Annotated in this window: 18 protein-coding genes and 1 other RNA gene; 7 read left to right on the top strand and 12 right to left on the bottom strand. The window is 65.8% G+C overall.

What is annotated here, in order from left to right; all coding sequences use genetic code 11:
- Window positions 1-101 precede the first annotated feature (101 nt).
- Complete coding sequence (locus tag ACSQ3P_RS17095) at window positions 102-851, bottom strand: YebC/PmpR family DNA-binding transcriptional regulator (protein WP_436166712.1); 750 nt, start codon at window positions 849-851, stop codon at window positions 102-104.
- A 254-nt stretch (window positions 852-1,105) separates the two neighbouring features.
- Between ACSQ3P_RS17095 and ACSQ3P_RS17090 the strand changes: the two genes are divergently transcribed.
- The gene (locus ACSQ3P_RS17090) at window positions 1,106-2,470 is read left to right on the top strand and encodes a methyl-accepting chemotaxis protein (protein WP_436166711.1); all 1,365 of its coding nucleotides are present in this window, start codon (window positions 1,106-1,108) and stop codon (window positions 2,468-2,470) included.
- Between the two features lie 243 nt (window positions 2,471-2,713).
- Here ACSQ3P_RS17090 and ACSQ3P_RS17085 read toward each other — a convergent pair whose 3' ends face one another.
- The 8 genes from ACSQ3P_RS17085 to ACSQ3P_RS17050 all read right to left on the bottom strand — a co-directional run bounded on the left by ACSQ3P_RS17085 (window position 2,714) and on the right by ACSQ3P_RS17050 (window position 7,795).
- On the bottom strand, window positions 2,714-3,541 hold the full coding sequence (locus ACSQ3P_RS17085; RefSeq protein WP_436166710.1) for a TIGR00282 family metallophosphoesterase: 828 nt from the start codon (window positions 3,539-3,541) through the stop codon (window positions 2,714-2,716).
- Window positions 3,542-3,598: 57 nt separating this feature from the next.
- Entirely contained in the window at window positions 3,599-4,177 is a 579-nt protein-coding gene (locus ACSQ3P_RS17080) for a 5-formyltetrahydrofolate cyclo-ligase (RefSeq protein WP_436166709.1), read from the bottom strand.
- Window positions 4,178-4,186: 9 nt separating this feature from the next.
- Window positions 4,187-4,343: non-coding RNA, 6S RNA (gene ssrS, locus ACSQ3P_RS17075), on the bottom strand.
- Between the two features lie 241 nt (window positions 4,344-4,584).
- Window positions 4,585-5,781 carry an MFS transporter gene (locus ACSQ3P_RS17070; RefSeq protein ID WP_436166708.1) on the bottom strand — a complete coding sequence of 399 codons (1,197 nt, stop codon included), beginning with the start codon at window positions 5,779-5,781 and terminating at the stop codon, window positions 4,585-4,587.
- A 48-nt stretch (window positions 5,782-5,829) separates the two neighbouring features.
- Window positions 5,830-6,483, bottom strand: a complete 654-nt coding sequence (locus ACSQ3P_RS17065; RefSeq protein ID WP_436166707.1) for a TetR/AcrR family transcriptional regulator — start codon at window positions 6,481-6,483, stop codon at window positions 5,830-5,832.
- A gap of 49 nt (window positions 6,484-6,532) precedes the next feature.
- Window positions 6,533-7,042 (bottom strand): YcxB family protein, encoded by a 510-nt coding sequence (locus ACSQ3P_RS17060; protein WP_436166706.1) that lies wholly within the window; start codon window positions 7,040-7,042, stop codon window positions 6,533-6,535.
- 72 nt (window positions 7,043-7,114) lie between these two features.
- Window positions 7,115-7,483: a cell division protein ZapA gene (locus tag ACSQ3P_RS17055; protein ID WP_436166705.1), complete on the bottom strand. Its 369-nt coding sequence runs from the start codon at window positions 7,481-7,483 to the stop codon at window positions 7,115-7,117.
- Window positions 7,484-7,495: 12 nt separating this feature from the next.
- Window positions 7,496-7,795 (bottom strand): DUF4164 family protein, encoded by a 300-nt coding sequence (locus ACSQ3P_RS17050; protein WP_244546312.1) that lies wholly within the window; start codon window positions 7,793-7,795, stop codon window positions 7,496-7,498.
- 325 nt (window positions 7,796-8,120) lie between these two features.
- Between ACSQ3P_RS17050 and tkt the strand changes: the two genes are divergently transcribed.
- The 6 genes from tkt to ACSQ3P_RS17020 all read left to right on the top strand — a co-directional run bounded on the left by tkt (window position 8,121) and on the right by ACSQ3P_RS17020 (window position 14,534).
- On the top strand, window positions 8,121-10,118 hold the full coding sequence (gene tkt, locus ACSQ3P_RS17045) for a transketolase (protein ID WP_436166704.1): 1,998 nt from the start codon (window positions 8,121-8,123) through the stop codon (window positions 10,116-10,118).
- Window positions 10,119-10,236: 118 nt separating this feature from the next.
- A complete protein-coding gene (gap, locus tag ACSQ3P_RS17040; protein WP_310147564.1) occupies window positions 10,237-11,247 on the top strand; it encodes a type I glyceraldehyde-3-phosphate dehydrogenase in 1,011 nt (336 codons plus the stop codon).
- 70 nt (window positions 11,248-11,317) lie between these two features.
- Window positions 11,318-11,776, top strand: a complete 459-nt coding sequence (locus tag ACSQ3P_RS17035) for a hypothetical protein (protein WP_436166703.1) — start codon at window positions 11,318-11,320, stop codon at window positions 11,774-11,776.
- Window positions 11,773-12,963: a phosphoglycerate kinase gene (locus ACSQ3P_RS17030; RefSeq protein WP_436166702.1), complete on the top strand. Its 1,191-nt coding sequence runs from the start codon at window positions 11,773-11,775 to the stop codon at window positions 12,961-12,963. Before ACSQ3P_RS17035 ends, ACSQ3P_RS17030 begins: the two co-directional genes overlap by 4 nt.
- A 103-nt stretch (window positions 12,964-13,066) precedes the next feature.
- A complete protein-coding gene (gene fba, locus ACSQ3P_RS17025) occupies window positions 13,067-14,149 on the top strand; it encodes a class II fructose-bisphosphate aldolase (protein ID WP_069692981.1) in 1,083 nt (360 codons plus the stop codon).
- A 61-nt stretch (window positions 14,150-14,210) separates the two neighbouring features.
- On the top strand, window positions 14,211-14,534 hold the full coding sequence (locus tag ACSQ3P_RS17020) for a low molecular weight protein tyrosine phosphatase family protein (protein ID WP_436166701.1): 324 nt from the start codon (window positions 14,211-14,213) through the stop codon (window positions 14,532-14,534).
- Between the two features lie 74 nt (window positions 14,535-14,608).
- Here the strand turns inward: ACSQ3P_RS17020 and ACSQ3P_RS17015 are convergent, their stop codons facing one another.
- From ACSQ3P_RS17015 to dctP, 3 genes are read right to left on the bottom strand one after another with little or no spacing between them, the layout of a single operon-like run.
- Complete coding sequence (locus tag ACSQ3P_RS17015) at window positions 14,609-15,907, bottom strand: TRAP transporter large permease (protein ID WP_436166700.1); 1,299 nt, start codon at window positions 15,905-15,907, stop codon at window positions 14,609-14,611.
- A gap of 16 nt (window positions 15,908-15,923) precedes the next feature.
- Window positions 15,924-16,442: a TRAP transporter small permease gene (locus ACSQ3P_RS17010; protein ID WP_436166699.1), complete on the bottom strand. Its 519-nt coding sequence runs from the start codon at window positions 16,440-16,442 to the stop codon at window positions 15,924-15,926.
- Between the two features lie 6 nt (window positions 16,443-16,448).
- Window positions 16,449-17,438, bottom strand: a complete 990-nt coding sequence (gene dctP / locus ACSQ3P_RS17005; protein ID WP_436166698.1) for a TRAP transporter substrate-binding protein DctP — start codon at window positions 17,436-17,438, stop codon at window positions 16,449-16,451.
- Between the last annotated feature and the right edge of the window lie 10 nt (window positions 17,439-17,448).

Raw genomic sequence — 17,448 nt, 5'->3', positions numbered from 1 at the left:
CAGCGCCCGTTGTGCTCGGGCTTGACCCGAGCATCTCTTGCCGGATGAGCCTCTTTCCGCCTGAGATTCTCGGGTCAAGCCCGAGAATGACGAGCAATTCGTCAGGCTGCGCCGAGCTTGGCCATCACCTCGTCGGCGATCTCGAAATTGGCGAAGACGTTCTGGACGTCGTCATCATTATCCAGCGCTTCCATCAAACGCATCATCGAGGCGGCCTTTTCCTCGTCGAGCGGAGCCGTCGTCGTCGGCCGCCAGACCGGCTTGGCCGAGGCCGGCGCGCCCAGCGCCGCTTCCAGCGCCTTCGAGACCTCGTTCAGCGCATCAAAAGCGCACAGGATGGTGTGGCCGCTCTCGTCGCTGATGACATCGTCGGCCCCGGCCTCGATCGCCGCCTCCATGAGCTTGTCGGCATCGCCCGCCTCAACCGGATAGCTGATCTCGCCGACGCGGTTGAACATGAACGAGACGGAGTTGCTCTCGCCCATCGCCCCCCCCGACTTGGTGAAATAGGAGCGAACGGCGGATGCGGTGCGGTTGCGGTTGTCGGTCAGCGCCTCGACGATGACGGCAGCGCCGCCCGGCCCGTAGCCCTCGTAGCGGACCTCGTCATAATTATCGCCCTCGCCGCCGGCCGCCTTGTTGATGGCGCGCTGGATATTGTCCTTGGGCATGTTCTCGGCGCGCGCGGCCAGCACGGCCATGCGCAGGCGCGGGTTCATGTTCGGATCGGGCATGCCCATCTTGGCGGCGACGGTGATTTCGCGGCCCAGCTTCGAGAACAGCTTGGCGCGCACGGCGTCCTGCTTGCCCTTGCGGTGCATGATGTTCTTGAACTGGGAATGGCCGGCCATGGCAATTCAGCCTCTGCTGTCACGTCTGCGCACATCGCCTGGCCCGTCTTTCGGCGGCCATGGCGGGAGACCGGCCTTATAAGCGCCGGCTTCGGCGACAGGCAAGCCACCGGGACAAGAGCCGCCGCAACGGCCCCGGCGAGCCGCAATTGCGCATGATCGTCCCGCTTGGGGCTTCTGTTAAGTCAATATTTGCCATGAGCTTGCAGAGTTGTCCGCGTGCCGAGGAGCGGCACGCGAAGAACCCGGACTTCATGACGTTACTTTCCAGCAACCCGATCGCCGAACAGGAGACGCGCTTTCGCGCCTTCCAGATCGAGTCGTTCGATCTCAAGCTCCTGCGCCAGCAATCGCAATTCGCCAGGACGCGGCTGCCCGCGCTGCTGGAGGAGCTGCATCCCCAGTTCGATCCCTGGCCCGAAACCGCGCGGGCGCTGCGCCTGCCCGAGGTCCATGCCCTGCGCCTCACCCACTGGATCAAGTTGGCTTCGGGCGAACTCGACGACGGCTTCATGGAATCGGCGCATCGTCTCGCCGTCGCCTTTCACGATCACGGCGTTCCCGCCTATGCGGTCGTCATCTGCCACGCCATCGTCTCGAACCGGATCGGAGCCGAACTGGGCCTCGACCGCGACGCCCTGCGGGCGATGAACGGCTTCTGGCGCCGCAAGGAATTCCGCCGCCGCATCGCGCTGCGCGCCGCTCTCAACAAGGCCGCCCAGCTCGACCTCGAGCTGCTACTGGAAACCTATGCCGAGGTGCAGCGCCAGAGCAGCGAGCGCGTCAGTACCGAATTCGCCGCCTTCGGGGTCACCGTGCGCGAGGTCGTCAGCGCGGTGAATTCCGGCGCCGGCACCGTCGAAGCCATGGCCAAGACCATGAACGGCGTGGTCCAGGACACCGGCACCCAGGCGATCGTCGCCTCGCAGGCTTCCGACGCAGCCTCGACCAATGTCCACAGCGTCGCGGGCGCGGCCGAGGAATTGTCGATCTCGCTCGATCAGGTCGCAATCGAGGTGTCGCGCGCCGCCACCATGGCCCATGACGCCAACGCCGCCGCACTCGAGACCGACATCATCGTCAAGAGCCTGGCGCATTCGGCACAGACCATCGGCTCCATCGTCGAGATGATCCGCACCATCGCCGCCCAAACCAACATGCTGGCGCTGAACGCCACGATCGAGGCCGCCCGCGCCGGTGAGGCCGGGCGCGGCTTCGCGGTCGTCGCAACCGAGGTGAAGCAGCTCTCCGCCCGCACCGCGCAGGCGACCGACGAGATCGCGGCCCAGGTGCCCTCGATGCAGCTGGCGACCCATGAAGCCGTCGCCGCGATTGAGCGCATCGTCTCCTTCGTCCGGCAGATGGACCAGACCACGGCTACAGTCGCCAGCGGCATCGAGGAACAGCGCGCCGCGACGCAGGAGATCGCCCGCAGCGTCAATCTCGCCGCCCAGAGCACCGAAGAGGTGGCGCAAAGCGTCGGCGGCGTCAGCCTGATGGCGCAGGAGGCCGGCAACAGCGTCGGCGACGTGCTCAACCTCGCCGGCACCTTGGCCGCCAAGGCCGCGTCGCTCGCCGATGCCTTCGATCACCTGATGCAGCGCAATCGCGCCGCCTGAGGCTGCTTACAGCATCAGACCGAATATCGTCTTCGGTCTGATGCTGTAGAGCTTTGATCTTGCATCGGCTTGTCCCGAAAATCGGTTCCCACTTTTCGGGCCGATGCTTTAGAGCCGGATGATTTCAGATGGGCTCACCAAGTGATCCAATCTGAAATCTGAATCCGTCTCTCATCTAAGGGTGAGAGCAGGATCAATGCGAAAAACCGGTTCCCACTTTTTCGCATCCTACTCTTGCGCCGGTCAGGCGCGCTCCCAGCCGACAGGCACCGCCTCGCTCAGATGCGGGCCCAGCCGGACCGGCCAGACCGCCTTCGCCAGCCCCGTCGCATCGTCGATCTCGACGGCGACGCCAGACAGCGTGCCCTCGCCGGTGGCGGGTTCGAGCCGCGCGCCCGGCGTCTTCTGCAGGAAACGCCGGATCGGCTCCTCCTTCTGCATGCCGAGCACCGAATCATAGTCGCCGCACATGCCGGCATCGGACTGGAAGGCGGTGCCGCCAGGCAGCACGCGTGTATCGGCGGTCGGCGCATGGGTGTGGGTGCCGACGACGAGGCTCGCACGGCCATCGAGAAAATAGCCCATCGCCTGCTTCTCGCTCGTCGCCTCCGCATGGAAGTCGACGATCACCGCATCCGCGACCTCGCCCAGCGGGCAGGCCGAAAGCTCCCGCGCCACAGCGGCGAAAGGATCGTCGAGAGCATCCATGAAGATGCGCCCCATCGCATTGACGACGAGCACCCGCGCGCCATTGGCAGCTTCGATCACGGTCGCGCCGCGCCCCGGCGTACCCGTCGGGTAGTTCGCGGGACGCACCAGCCGGTCCTGGCGCTCGATGAAGACGAGCGCCTCGCGCTGATCCCAGGAATGATTGCCGAGCGTGACCGCGTCCGCACCCGCTGCAAGCAGTTCGTCGCAGATCGCCTCTGTGATGCCGAAGCCGCCCGCCGCGTTCTCGCCGTTGATCACGACGCAGTCGAGGCTCCAGCGCTGGCGGAGGGCCGGCAGACGCTCCTGCACCGCGACCCGCCCGGGGCGGCCGACGATATCGCCGAGGAAGAGAAAACGCATGGGATGAGAACTCGGATGGCTGCGAGGCGTCCTCCGTCGCGCGAATGCGCGGCAGAATCAACCGCAGCGTATCGCTTCCTGTTCGGTCACCACCCAGTCGAGCCTGCGATCATGCGGCTCATCTGGCACCGCCTCGATCTCCTGTACTGCATAGGCGATGCCGATGCTCGTGACGGCACCGAGTTCGGTCAGCGCCCGATCGTAATAACCCTTGCCATAGCCGATGCGGAAGCCGCGTCGATCGAAAGCGGCAAGCGGAACCAGCAGGATCCTCGGCTTGACCTCGGCTTGACCAGGCTCGGGAACAAGCGTCCCGAAACCGCCCGGCACGATCGGCTCCCAGGGCGCCCAGCGCCGGAACAGCATGGCGCCCGAGACGATAGCGGGCAGGCAGAGCGGCATGCCGTGCGTGTGCAGCGCCTCCAGGATCGGGCGCGGATCGGCCTCCGAGCGCATCGGCCAATAGGCCGAGACCGGGCCATCTCCCGACAGGGCCGACAAGGCCAGCACCCGCTCGGCAATCACCGGGTCCCATTCCAGCCGATCGTCGATTTCCAGCGCGTCGCGGCGCGCCAGAGCGGCCTCGCGCAGGGCGGCTTTCCTGTGGGCGGCGCTGTCGGAGAGTGCGTTGGTCATGATGGAAAGTACGGAGCCACCTTGGCCGTGGAGATTTCGATCCCGGGACACCTACTAAAGTAGGTGGGCGCCGTGTGTCCGGGTCCAGGGACCCGGTCAGGGACAGCTCCCTAGGGAGTCGTATGGGCCCGGGAATACAGTTCTCGCACGCACCAGGCAGCCCCGCATCAGCAATGTAAGATGCGCGCCGGCAAAGCGCCAGTGGGCATCTCGGCCGGAGCGCGTTTCAGTTCGGCTGTCCACAGTCGGGAGCAGCGCGCCGAGGATGGCGCTCCGCTAGAGCCGGATGATTTCAGACGGAGTCACAAAGTGACCCCGTCTGAAATCTGAATCCCTCTCTCATCTAGGAGTTAGAGCAGGATCAATGCGAAAAACCGGTTCCCACTTTTTCGCATCCTGCTCTAGCATTACTCCGTCGCGAAATAGACCAGCGCCGCGACCGGGAGCGCGAAGCCGATCCAGGAAGCGAGCGGCCACCCGCCCTGCGCAAAAGCCCAGCCGCCAAGCGCCGAGCCGATCGCGCCGCCGGCGAAGAAGGTCGCCATATAGAGCCCGTTGAGGCGGCTGCGATGTTCGGCTCCGAGTGCGAAGATCGCGCGCTGTCCCAGCACCAGATTGGTCGAGACGCCGAAATCGAGCAGGATCGCCGCCGCCACCAGCAATCCAAGCGCCCAGGTCGAGCCCGCTTCGCTGAGATGGGTCATCGCGAAAGCGACCGCGACGGAGAGCATGGCGAAGACGCTGGTCGACCTCGTCCAACCGCGGTCGGCGAGCCGCCCGGCAATCGGCGAGGCGACGGCGCCCGCCACACCCGCCAGTGCGAACAAGGCGATGCCGGTCTGCGAGAGCTGGAATACCGGCCCGGCCAGCAGCAGCGGCGTCGTGGTCCAGAACAGGCTGAAGGCGGCGAACAGGCAGGCCTGATAGAGCGCGCGCCGTTGCAGGATCGGCGTCGTCGCCGCCAGATGGCCCATCGATGCCAGCAGCTCGCCATAGCGGAGTTTCGCCACCGGCACGCGGCGCGGCAGGGTCCGCCAGAGGAGCAGGGCGAGCGCGACCATCGCCCCGGCCGAGAGGAAGAACACCATGTGCCATGAGGACAATCCGGCGATGAAGCTGGAGACCGGGCGCGCCAGCATGATGCCGAGCATCAGCCCGCTCATGACATTACCGACGACACGACCGCGCACAGCCTCGGGCGCCATATGCGCGGCATAGGGCACGAGCACCTGCACCGCGACGGAGCCGAGGCCGATGAACAGCGCCGCGGCGAAGAAGGGCAGGGCCTCGGTCGACAGGGCCGCGCCGAGCAGGCCGAGCGTGGCGACGCCGATCATGGTAAGGACGAGGCGGCGGTTTTCGATCAGGTCGCCAAGCGGCACGATCAGCAGCAGGCCCAGCCCATAGCCGATCTGCGTCAGGGTGACGATCAGCCCCGTCGCTTGCGCAGACAGGCCCAGCGCAGCGCTGATCGGCCCGGCCAGAGGCTGGGCATAATAGATGTTGGCGGCGATCAACCCGCAGGCCATCGCCAGAACGAAGGTGATCCCGGGAGAAACCGCACCTTCGTCAGGCGGGTTGTCGGCGGTCGCGGCGATAGCCATGGGCAACTCCATAATAGAGAATAATCGTTTCCTAAATCGTCAAAAAGATCAGGCGAGCGCCTTCATCGCGACCTGCACCACGGCCGCCATCTCGTCGCGGACGCGGCCGATCTTGCCGACCACGCGCATGCCCTGGAGCAGGCAGAGGATCATTCGGGCGGTAGCCAGGCCATCGAGATGGGCTGGAATCGAGCCGTCCGCCTGCCCTTGCCGGATCAGGCCGGCCAGCAGCGCCTCGTTCCTGTCGAGGCTCGCCGCGACCCGCTGCGCCACCTCGTCATCGAAGATCGCCAGCTCCGCCGCGCTGCCGACGATCAGGCAGCCCTGCCGCCCTTCGGCGCCATGCGAGGCCTCGGCATAGAAGGCCAGGACCTTGCGAATACGCTCGAGCCCTGTCCCGCCAGCGCCGATGGCGTCCTGCAGCTTTTCGGCGCGCACAGCCTTGTTGCGATCGAAAGCCGCCAGAAACACCGCCCGCTTATCCTTGAAGGCCTTGTAGACGCTGCCCTGGGCCAGTTGCATGGCCTCGGTCAGGTCGCCGATCGAGGTAGCGTGATAGCCGCGTGCGCAGAAGACCCGCACGGCCTTGTCGAGTGCGTCATTCATATCGAATTCGCGCGGCCGGCCGCGGCTGCGCGAAACGGAGATCGATGCGGGTGATGGGGCGACATTGGCCATGCCCCATTTATAGGAAACGATCATTTCCGAATCAAGGCCGATCTGGAGAAGCCGCTTCCCAGGCCTCGCTTCCCTACCCGGCCACCCGATCGGCGCATCCCTGCAACTCGGCCAGTTGTTCCGGCGTCAGGACGCGTTTCGGCACCATCTGGAACAGGCGTGGCGCCTGGTAGAACAGGAACATCTCGGCATTCTCAGCCCACTTGAGATAGTGATCCCAGGGCGTGAGCCACTCGCCGCCATCGCTCGTCACCTTCAGCCCCGCTTCCGACCATGACCAGGTGAGCGGCTGCTGGAGCGATTTCTGCTTCCGGAAAGTCTTCCGCGCTATGTCCGGCGCGAACAGGAAATAGCTCAGGAACGGCATCAGCAGCAGAAAGAACGCGAACAGGTGAACGATGCCGGCGAAAGTCCCGAAGGACCAGCCACTGGCATAGTCGGAGACGATGAACAGCACGTAGAGCAGCACACCTGCAGCGATCATGGCGAGCCGGAAACGGTCCCGGTAGAAATTCAGCACATGCAGCTTGTTCGCCGCCGCATAGTCGTCCGCCGTCAGGGTGAAGCTCACCGAGCGGTTCATGTCAGCCGGCATTCAGGAACTCCCGGCGGCTTCGCAGGCAGCCGCGGAAACGTGATCGAAAGCCCCGCAATATCAGCCAACTGGCGCCGGGACCAGACTGCGCGCCACGCCCTCGATGCGCTCGGCCGCTGCCATCAGCGCCTCGGCCGCACGATCCTCGACCTCGTTCAGGCGATGATCGGCCGCGCCGGCATCGCCCTGCACGGCGGCCAATTGCCTCTCCATCGCGGTGACCTTCTGCCTGAGCTCGGAGACCTCGTCGGCAACCATCAGCGCCGCCATCACATGCAGGCGCATGTCGCCGATCTCGCCGAAGGCCTGGCGCATCTCATCGATCTTGCCGTCATAGAGCCGGGCCAGCCCCTCCAGATGCGGCTCCTCGCCCTCCCCGCAGGCCATACGATAGGCCTTCCCGGCGATGGTGACGTTGACTTGCGGCATGGTCGCCCCCGCTCAATGATCCAGATGAGGCATCTCGGCCTGCGCGCGCGTGATCACCGCGCCGATGACGTTCATCGCCCGCTCCAGCCGCTGATCGACATCGGTGGCGGCACTTTCGACCTCGCCGAGCCGGGACACGGCGCCGTCGAGCTCGGCGGCGAGCCGGGCGCGGTCGTCCTGCATCAAGGTCAGTTCCGTCTCGAGATTGGCGCGCCCGCGTTCCGCCTCGATGCGGCGGCGGGCGGCGGCTTCAAGCTGTCCCAGCGCGCCGTCGAGGCGCGCGAGCGCATTCTCCAGCATCAGGCTCGCCACCGTCTTTCCTCCTCCAGAACGAAGCCGGCTCACTCGATTCGCGACACTAGCGCATCTTGGGGCGAAACGTGAATCGCAAGCCCAGCCAGGAGCCGCCCGATCCCAAGGGCTTGCGCGCAGTTGCTCAGCCGCCGTCTCGGGCCCGGCCTTGCCCCTCGCATGGCCGAAACGCCTGAGGAGCGAATTGACTCAGGTCGATCCGGCAGCCTAATCGAGCCCGGTCGGCAATCGGCCGAGATCATACATAGCGACCGCCGTCGCCCCGTCTTTGGAACGGGAGCCGGCCGCGGCCTTGCCCCATTCGCCGGCGGGAGCCTGAAATACCATGACATCGATCGACCGGAGCCAGCACGACAAGCTCGCCAACGCCATTCGCTCCCTCGCCATGGATGGCGTCGAGCAGGCGAAATCGGGCCATCCCGGCCTGCCGATGGGTGCCGCCGATGTCGCGACCGTCTTGTTCACCCGCGTCATGAATTATGACGCCGCCGATCCGCGCTGGCCCGACCGCGACCGCTTCGTGCTCTCGGCCGGCCATGGCTCGATGCTGCTCTACGCCCTGCTCTATCTCACCGGCGTGCCGGGCATGGAGCTCGACGATCTGAAGAAGTTCCGCCAGCTCGAGTCGAAGACCCCGGGCCATCCCGAGAACTTCATGACCGCCGGCATCGAGACCACCACCGGCCCGCTCGGCCAGGGGCTCGCCACCGCCGTCGGCATGGCCATGGCCGAGCGCATGCTCGCCGCCGAGTTCGGCAAGAAGGTCGTCGACCACCACACCTATGTGCTCGCCTCCGATGGCGACCTGATGGAGGGCATCAGCCACGAGGCCATCGCGCTCGCCGGCCATCACAAGCTGAACAAGCTGATCGTGATGTGGGACGATAACGGCATTTCGATCGACGGCCCGCTGACGATCTCCGACTCGGTCGACCAGGTCGCGCGCTTCAAAGCCTGCGGCTGGCGCTCCGAGCGCGTCGACGGACACGACCCCGAGGCAATCGAGGCCGCGATCCGCCGCGCCCAGAAGTCGAACAAGCCGACCATGATCGCGTGCAAGACCGTGATCGGCTTCGGCGCGCCCAAGAAGGCCGGCACCTCCAAGGCGCATGGCGAACCGCTCGGCGCGGAAGAGCTTGCTGCCGCCAAGAAGGCGCTCGGCATCACCGGCGGCCCCTTCGAGGTCGCCGCCGATGTGCTCAAGGCCTGGCGCGGCTTCGGCGCTGCCGGCGCTGCCGCCCACAAGGAATGGAAGGAGCGCTTCGCCACGCTCTCCGAGCGCAAGCGCGCCGAGTTCGAACGTCGTCTCGCCCACAAGGTCCCCGCCAAGCTCGACAAGGTGATCCTCGCCCATAAGAAGGCGCTGATCGCCAGCCCCGTCACCATCGCGACGCGCAAGGCCTCCGAGCTCGCCCTCGACGTCATCGAGCCGGCGATGCCTGAACTGGTCATGGGTTCGGCCGACCTGACGCCTTCGAACAACACCCGGGCCAAGGGCGCCGAGGATTTCACGATCAAGACGCCCAAGGGCCGCTATGTCCGCTACGGCATCCGCGAGCACGCAATGGCCGCCGCGATGAACGGCATCACGTTGCATGGCGGCTTCCGCACCGGCGGCGGCACCTTCCTCGTCTTCGCCGACTATGCCCGCCCCTCGATGCGGCTCGCCGCGTTGATGGGCCTGCCGGTGGTCTATGTCATGACCCATGACTCGATCGGCCTGGGCGAGGACGGCCCGACCCATCAGCCGGTCGAGCAGATCGCCTCGCTGCGCTGCATGCCGAACATGCATGTCTTCCGCCCGGCCGATGCGATCGAGACCGCCGAAGCCTGGCAGTGCGCGCTGGAGAACACCAAGGGGCCGACCGTGCTCGCCCTCTCGCGCCAGAATCTCGCCCAGCTGCGCACCGACGCGACCGCGACCAACCGTTCGGCCAAGGGCGGCTACGAACTGCTCGCAGCCGAAGGCGGCAAGGCCCAGGTCTCGCTTTTCGCTTCAGGCTCCGAACTCGAGATCGCGGTCGCGGCACGCAAGCTCCTCGCCGAGAAGGGCGTGCGCGCCCGCGTCGTCTCCGTGCCCTCGCTGGAGCTGCTGCTGGCCCAGGACGAGGCCACGCAGAGCGCCATCATCGGCTCCGCGCCGATCAAGATCGCGATCGAGGCCGGCGTCCGTTTCGGCTGGGATGCCGTGATCGGCCATGATGGCGGCTTCATCGGCATGCACTCCTTCGGAGCCAGCGGCCCATATAAGGAGGTCTACAAGCATTTCGGCATTACGCCTGACGCAGTGGTCGAAGCAGCAATGAAGCGCCATAACGCCTGACGCTTGCGAAACAGGGCAGATATTCCCGCAAAGGGCCTTGCGTTCGGTCATCGTTTGGCCGATTTGCCCGCGTGTATGACGGCCCAGACGCCGAAACCCGGCGAAGGAGAGGATTGAGATGACGGTCAAGGTGGCGATCAACGGCTTCGGCCGCATCGGGCGCAACGTCCTGCGCGCGATCATCGAGTCGAAGCGCAAGGATATCGAGGTCGTGGCGATCAACGATCTCGGCCCTGTCGAAACCAACGCCCATCTCTTCCGCTTCGACTCAGTCCATGGCCGCTTCCCCGGCACCGTGACCGTCTCAGGCGACACGATCGATGTCGGCCGCGGGCCGATCAAGGTCACCGCGATCCGCGATCCCAAGGACCTGCCGCACAAGGCGCTCGGCGTCGACATCGCCTTCGAATGCACCGGCATCTTCACGACCAAGGACAAGGCTTCGGCGCATCTCGCCGCCGGCGCCAAGCGCGTGCTGGTCTCGGCGCCCTGCGACGGCGCCGATCTGACCGTGGTCTACGGCGTGAACCATCACGAGCTGACCAAGGACCACGTCATCGTCTCGAACGCGTCCTGCACCACGAACTGCCTGGCTCCGCTGGTGCGCGTGCTGCATGACGCTGTCGGCATCGACAAGGGCTTCATGACCACGGTCCATGCCTATACCGGCGACCAGCCGACGCTGGATACGATGCACAAGGATCTCTACCGCGGCCGCGCCGCCGCCATGTCGATGATCCCGACCTCGACCGGCGCCGCCAAGGCGATCGGCCTCGTCATCCCCGAGCTCAAGGGCCGGCTCGATGGCGTGTCGGTGCGCGTTCCCTGCCCGAACGTCTCGATGGTCGACTTCAAGTTCATCTCGAAGCGCAAGACCACGGTCGAGAAGATCAACGAGGCGATCCTGAAGGCCAGCAAGCGCGGGCCGCTCAAGGGCATCCTGGCCGTCACCGACCAGCCCAATGTCTCGATCGACTTCAACCACGATCCGGCCTCGTCGACCTTCGCGCTCGACCAGACCAAGGTCATGGACGACAAGTTCGTCAGCGTGATGTCCTGGTACGACAATGAATGGGGCTTCTCGAACCGCATGAGCGACACCGCCGTCGCCATGGCCAAGCTGCTCTGACCCAACCCGAGCGATGCCGCGCCCATCTGGGCGCGGCCTTCCCTGTTTTCCTCGCATGAACGGACATCCCATGGCCAAGATCGAGCCGACCGTCGCAGCCCCGGCCAGCGCCGCCGAGCCGACCATCGTGACGCCGGCGCCGTCCCATGGCACGCCTTACATCGTCGGCAGCGCGACGCCGGCTGCGGACACGCCCGCAAGCGAGCCACGCGGCCTCGACCAGCTCTCCCGCATCGAGGAGAAGGCGGCGCGCATCGAGGAGAAGTTCGCCCGCTACGAGGCCGTGCTGACCCGCGCCGAAGCCTCGCTGGAGCGCAGCGCCCACAAGGTCGACAGCGCCGCCGCGACCCTGGATTTCGCCAGCATCCGCGACGAGGTCGCTGCCCTGCGCCAGCGCGTCGATGCGACGCCGCGCTTCGGCGCGCTGTTCGTCACCGGCCTCGCCACTGCGGTGCTGACGGTCCTGCTCACCGTGCTCGTGCTCAAATTCGGCGTGCCGGGCCTGTTCGGAGGCTTGCTGTCGCGATGAGCTTCAACACGCTGAGCGGCCTCGACCTGGCGGGCAAGCGCGCGCTTGTTCGCGTCGATCTCAACGTGCCGATGGAGAACGGCAAGGTCACGGACGCGACGCGCATCGAGCGCGTGCTGCCGACGATCCGCGAGATCTCCGGCAAGGGCGGCAAGGTCATCCTGCTCGCCCATTTCGGCCGCCCCAAGGGCCGTGACGCCAAGGACAGCCTGAAGCCGGTCGCGGTGGCACTTGCCCATGCGCTCGGCCAGCCCGTCACCTTCGTCGAGGATTGCATCGGCGACGACGTCGCCAAGGCCGTCTCGGCCGCCAAGAACGGCGAAGTCCTGCTGCTTGAGAACACCCGCTTCCACGCCGGCGACGAGAAGAACGACCCCGCCTTCGTCAAGGCGCTCGCCGCCAATGGCGACCTCTTCGTCAACGACGCCTTCTCGGCGGCGCACCGCGCCCATGCCTCGACCGAAGGCCTCGCCCATGTCCTGCCGGCCTTCGCCGGCCGCTCCATGCAGGCGGAGCTCGAGGCTCTCTCTGCCGGGCTCGACAACCCTGCCCGCCCGGTGATGGCGATCGTCGGCGGTGCAAAAGTCTCGACCAAACTCGATCTGCTCGGCAACCTGGTCAAGAAGGTCGACGTGCTCGTCATCGGCGGCGGCATGGCCAACACCTTCCTCGCCGCACGCGGCATCAATGTCGGCAAGTCGCTCTGCGAGCACGATCTCGTCGGCACCGCCCGCGAGATCGAGGCCAAGGCCAAGGCCGCCGGCTGCGAGATCATGCTGCCGGTCGATGCGCTGGTCGCGCGCGAATTCAAGGCCCATCCCGGCCATCGCGTCATCCAGATCGGCGAGGTCGAGCCCGACGAGATGATTTTGGACGCAGGCCCCTTGAGCGTTGCCGAGGTCGTGCTCAAGCTCGACCAGATCAAGACGCTGGTCTGGAACGGGCCTTTTGGCGCCTTTGAACTGCCGCCCTTCGACACGGCCACCGTCACCGTCGCCAAGGCCGCCGCCAAGCGCGTCAAGGCCGGTCAGCTCGTCGCGGTCGCCGGCGGCGGCGACACCGTCGCGGCCATGAACCATGCTGGCGTCGCCGACGACCTGACCTACATCTCGACCGCGGGCGGCGCCTTCCTGGAATGGATGGAAGGCAAGGCCTTGCCGGGCGTCGAGGCATTGCGACTAAGCTGAAAACTCGCCGCTCCGTTCACGACGAGCGCAGCTTTTTCTTTGCGAAACAGGGCCATTGGCCCTACATCCTCCCGGAAACCTGACGCCAACCGGGAGGACCTCCGTGGCCCGTATTACGCTCCGCCAGTTGCTCGATCACGCCGCCGAACATGATTACGGCGTGCCCGCCTTCAACATCAACAACATGGAGCAGGCGCTGGCCATCATGGCGGCGGCAGACGCGACCGACGCCCCCGTCATCATCCAGGCCTCGCGCGGCGCCCGCTCCTACGCCAACGACATCATGCTCAAGCACATGATGGACGCCGTCACCGAGATCTATCCGCACATCCCGGTCTGCGTGCATCTCGACCACGGCAATGAGCCGGCGACCTGCATGACCGCGATCCAGGCCGGCTTCACCTCGGTGATGATGGACGGCTCGCTCAAGGCCGACGGCAAGACGCCCGGCGACTGGGACTACAATGTCGGCGTGACCAAGACCGTGACCGAAATGGCCCATCTCGGCGGCATCTCTGTCGAGGGTGAGCTCGGCGTGCTCGGTTCGCTGGAATCAGGCGAAGGCGAGAAGGAGGACGGTCACGGCTTCGAGGGCAAGCTTAGCCATGACCAGCTCCTGACCAACCCCGAGGAAGCGGTGAAGTTCGTCGCCGAGACCAAGGTCGATGCGCTCGCCATCGCCATGGGCACCTCGCACGGCGCCTACAAGTTCACCCGCAAGCCCGACGGCGCGATCCTGGCGATGCATGTCATCGAGGAGATCCACAAGAAGCTGCCGAACATGCATCTCGTCATGCATGGCTCGTCCTCGGTGCCGCAGGACCTCCAGGACATCATCAACCAGTATGGCGGCAAGATGCCCCAGACCTGGGGCGTGCCGGTCGAGGAGATCCAGCGCGGCATCAAGCACGGCGTGCGCAAGATCAACATCGACACCGACAACCGGATGGCGATGACCGGCCAGATCCGGAAGATCCTCTCCGAGAACCCCGGCGAGTTCGACCCGCGCAAATACCTGAAGCCCGCCATGGAGGCGATGACCAAGCTCTGCACGCTGCGGCTGAAGGAGTTCAACACAGCCGGCCAGGCAAGCAAGATCAAGCGCATCGCGACCACCGCCGAAATGGCCAAGCGCTACGCCAAGGGCGAGCTCGACCCGACCTTCGGCAAGCCGAAGGCGGCGTGAGCGTCCTAGACCACAGGGCGGAGCGTCGCTCCGCTCTGATCGGCTGTCTCCGGACCTTCTCGTGAAGAAGGTCCTTTTCGTCTGCCGCCGGAATCGCCTGCGCAGCCCGACGGCCGAGCAGGTCTTCTCGACACGACGCGACATCGAAGTCGCGTCGGCTGGCACGAACCACGATGCAGATGTGCCCATGACGGCCGAACTGGCCGCCTGGGCTGACGTGATCTTCGTCATGGAGCGCGTTCACGGCACCAAGCTGCGGCAGCGCTTCGGCAGGCACATGAAATCGGCCCGCCTCATTTGCCTCGACATCCCGGACAACTACGCTTTCATGGATCCAGCCCTTGTCCGACTGCTGGAAAGCAAAGTCTCCCGTCACTTGCCGTGAGCCGTTCAAGCGGGCCGCCGCTTCAGCATCTGCTGCACAATCCGGCCACAGCATCGGTCTGACGGACCGCTTCTCTACGACTTGATCAGCCCCGCCGTCCTGGGCAGCCACAGCGCAATCTCCGGAAAGAACGTCACCGCGAGCACGATCGCCAGCATCGCGATGATGAAGGGCGGCACCTCCCGGAAGATCTCCGAGAGCGGTGTGCCGGTGAGCCCTGCCATGACGAAGAGCAGCAGCCCATGCGGCGGCAGCGTCAGCCCGACCATCATGTTGAGCACCACGACGATGCCGAAATGCACGAGATCGATGCCGAGCCCCTGCGCCACCGGCACGATCAACGGCACGATGACGAGCAGGATCGTGACCTCGTCGAGCACGATCGCGAGCAGCAGCATCAGCAAGTCGACGATCAGCAGGAACTGCGTCGCCGAGAGGTTCCAGGCAAGCAGGGTCGACTGGATCAGCTTCGGCACGCCCTCATTGGCGACCGCATAGTTGAAGACGAAGGCGCCGGCCATGATTAGCGCGATCATCGCGGTCGCCTTCACCGTATCGCCCATCACGACCAGCAACTGCGCGGGCTTCAGCGTACGATAGACGACGAAAGCCAGGATCAGCGCATAGCTCGCCGCGATCGCGGCAGCCTCCGTCGGCGTGGTGACGCCGGAATAGATCAATCCGAGCAGGATGCCGGGCAGTGCAAGCGGCGCCAATGCCCGGCCGAAGACCGCCGGCATCGCGCCCCAGGACACCTTCTCCTCGCGCGGGAAATTGCGGCGGCGTGAAATGATCGCGATCACGCCCATCAGCGCCAGCGCCATCATCCCGGCCGGCACGAGCCCGCCCAGGAACATCGCGCCAACCGAGGCATTGGCGATCAGCGCATAGAAGATCATCGGGATAGAGGTCGGCATCAGCGGCCCCAGCGTCGCCGAGACGACCGAGGTCGCCGCAGCGAAGCCGCGCGGGTAACGGCCGTTTTTGGTCATCATCCGCGCCACGATCAGGCCCGGCCCCGAGGCGTCGGCGACCGCCGAGCCGCTCATGCCGGAGAAGATCAGGTTTGAGACGACATTGACCTGCGCAAGCCCGCCCGGCAGATGCCCGACCATCGCCGAGCCGAAGCGCAGCAAGCGCTCGATCACCCCGCTCGCATTCATCACATTGGCGACGAAGATGAACAGCGGCACCGCGATCAGCAGATAGGAATTGTAGAGCCCGTTCATCGTCTGGTCGACGACGAGCCCGACATCCTGATGCGTCGAGATCATATAGGCGAAGCCCGCCGCCAGCATGGACAGGCCGAGCGGCGCGCCGAGCACGGCAGCGGCAGTGAAGACGCCCATCAAAACCCACAACCCGTCGGACATACGTCCCCGTCTCCCGTCAGATATGCGAGCGCCAGCGCGGCCCGAGCAGCTTGACGATCTGCCAAGCCGAGCGCGCCACCACGGCGATGAGGAAGAGGCCGAAGCAGGAATAGATCAGGTCGAGCCGCAGGTTCAGCACCGGCGTGCGCTCGCGCCAGAGGAAGGCGATGTAGTCGAGCGAACCCGGCAGCGCCCAGACGAAGATGCCGCCGACGAAGACAAGCCGCGCCAGCGCCATGACGCGTTTCCAGCGCTCCGGCAGCGGGCGATAGACCAGATCGAAGGTGATCTGCTCCTTGTCGCGCACGACGAAGGCGTTGGCCCAGAAGATGATCCAGATGAACAGGATCACCGAGACCTCGTCGGCCCAGGCCGCCTCGTCATGTTCGAGATAGCGAGTGATGATCTTGTAGTTGAAGATCAGGAAGACGAGCGCGAACATCAGCGCCGGGACAGCGGTCGCGAAGCGGCGCAGCCGCGCGCCCCAGCCGGTTGTGCTCTCGCCTTGCGTCTCCACCGCCACGCCCGTCTGCATGGCGCCTCAGGCCTCGGTGACGCGCTTGAGCCAGGCCATGTCCCAGGCCTTGGTCGCGTCGGCCCCGGAATAGGCCTTGTCGGCCCCCTCGCGGAACAGCGCGAGATCGATCGCATCCACGCTCAGGCCCCGGCCCTTGAGCGCATCGATGATGCTGGCCTCATCGGCGAGGCGGCCATCATCGCCCGCCTTGGCGGCCTTGCGCGCAGCAGCCTGCAGGGCCGCTTGCTGCGCCGCCGAGAGCTTGGCCCAGACCGGCTTGGCAATGGCGAAGAACACCGGCTGCAGCATATGCGAGGTCAGCACGACCTGCTCGCTCACCTCGTAGAGTTTTGCGGCGTTGAAGATCGAGAGCGGGTTTTCCTGACCGTCGACCGTACCCGTCTTGAGCGCGAGATAGACCTCGGGCATGCCGAGCGGCAGCGGGCTCACCCCCAGCGTCCGGCCGAGCAGCAGCCATTCCGGTCCCGCCGGCATGCGCAGCTTGGTCCCAGCGAGGTCCGCCGGCCCCTTCACATTGCGCTTCGTGCGCAGGGAGACCTGCCGCGTGCCGAGATAATGCGTCGCGAGGATCTCGATGCCCATCTTCTCCGAGACGACCTTGCGGTATTCCTCGCCCATCGCCCCGTCGAAGACGCGGCGCAGATGGGCATGGTCCTTGAACAGATAGCCGCGGTTGAAGAAGCCGAGCTCGGGCACCTGCTGGGCCACCTCGAAGGTGGTCATCGTGCTCATTTCGAGATTGCCGCGCTGCAGCGCCTGCACCTCGGTGCCCTGCTTGAACAGGGTCGAGGCGGTGTGGACGCTGACGTTCAAGCCAGCGGAGGCGCCGTCGATCTCGGCCTTCAGCGCATCGAGCGCCTTGGCCAGGAAATCGCTCGGCGGGGCCGCCGTCGAGATGCGGATCTGCATGGATGCCTGCGCCGCGCCCCGTCCCGCATAGCCGATGAGCGCACCAGCCAGTGCGCCTTTGATGATCCCACGCCGCGTCGTCATCGTTGTTTTC

This window comes from Allobosea sp. LjRoot9 (assembly GCF_964252745.1).
GTDB lineage: Bacteria > Pseudomonadota > Alphaproteobacteria > Rhizobiales > Beijerinckiaceae > Allobosea.
This window is presented reverse-complemented; position numbering and strand designations above follow the sequence as displayed.

Excerpts from the sequence above, each read along its gene's own strand:
- gap (WP_310147564.1), top strand. The coding sequence starts at position 10,237 with ATGACGGTCAAGGTGGCGATCAACGGCTTCGGCCGCATCGGGCGCAAC.
- ACSQ3P_RS17030 (WP_436166702.1), top strand. The coding sequence starts at position 11,773 with ATGAGCTTCAACACGCTGAGCGGCCTCGACCTGGCGGGCAAGCGCGCG.
- ACSQ3P_RS17035 (WP_436166703.1), top strand. The coding sequence starts at position 11,318 with ATGGCCAAGATCGAGCCGACCGTCGCAGCCCCGGCCAGCGCCGCCGAG.
- ACSQ3P_RS17085 (WP_436166710.1), bottom strand. The coding sequence starts at position 3,541 with ATGCGTTTTCTCTTCCTCGGCGATATCGTCGGCCGCCCCGGGCGGGTC.
- ACSQ3P_RS17070 (WP_436166708.1), bottom strand. The coding sequence starts at position 5,781 with ATGGCTATCGCCGCGACCGCCGACAACCCGCCTGACGAAGGTGCGGTT.
- ACSQ3P_RS17065 (WP_436166707.1), bottom strand. The coding sequence starts at position 6,483 with ATGATCGTTTCCTATAAATGGGGCATGGCCAATGTCGCCCCATCACCC.
- ACSQ3P_RS17055 (WP_436166705.1), bottom strand. The coding sequence starts at position 7,483 with ATGCCGCAAGTCAACGTCACCATCGCCGGGAAGGCCTATCGTATGGCC.
- ACSQ3P_RS17060 (WP_436166706.1), bottom strand. The coding sequence starts at position 7,042 with ATGAACCGCTCGGTGAGCTTCACCCTGACGGCGGACGACTATGCGGCG.
- dctP (WP_436166698.1), bottom strand. The coding sequence starts at position 17,438 with ATGACGACGCGGCGTGGGATCATCAAAGGCGCACTGGCTGGTGCGCTC.
- ACSQ3P_RS17090 (WP_436166711.1), top strand. The coding sequence starts at position 1,106 with ATGACGTTACTTTCCAGCAACCCGATCGCCGAACAGGAGACGCGCTTT.
- ACSQ3P_RS17010 (WP_436166699.1), bottom strand. The coding sequence starts at position 16,442 with ATGCAGACGGGCGTGGCGGTGGAGACGCAAGGCGAGAGCACAACCGGC.
- tkt (WP_436166704.1), top strand. The coding sequence starts at position 8,121 with ATGACATCGATCGACCGGAGCCAGCACGACAAGCTCGCCAACGCCATT.
- ACSQ3P_RS17080 (WP_436166709.1), bottom strand. The coding sequence starts at position 4,177 with ATGACCAACGCACTCTCCGACAGCGCCGCCCACAGGAAAGCCGCCCTG.
- ACSQ3P_RS17095 (WP_436166712.1), bottom strand. The coding sequence starts at position 851 with ATGGCCGGCCATTCCCAGTTCAAGAACATCATGCACCGCAAGGGCAAG.
- ACSQ3P_RS17015 (WP_436166700.1), bottom strand. The coding sequence starts at position 15,907 with ATGTCCGACGGGTTGTGGGTTTTGATGGGCGTCTTCACTGCCGCTGCC.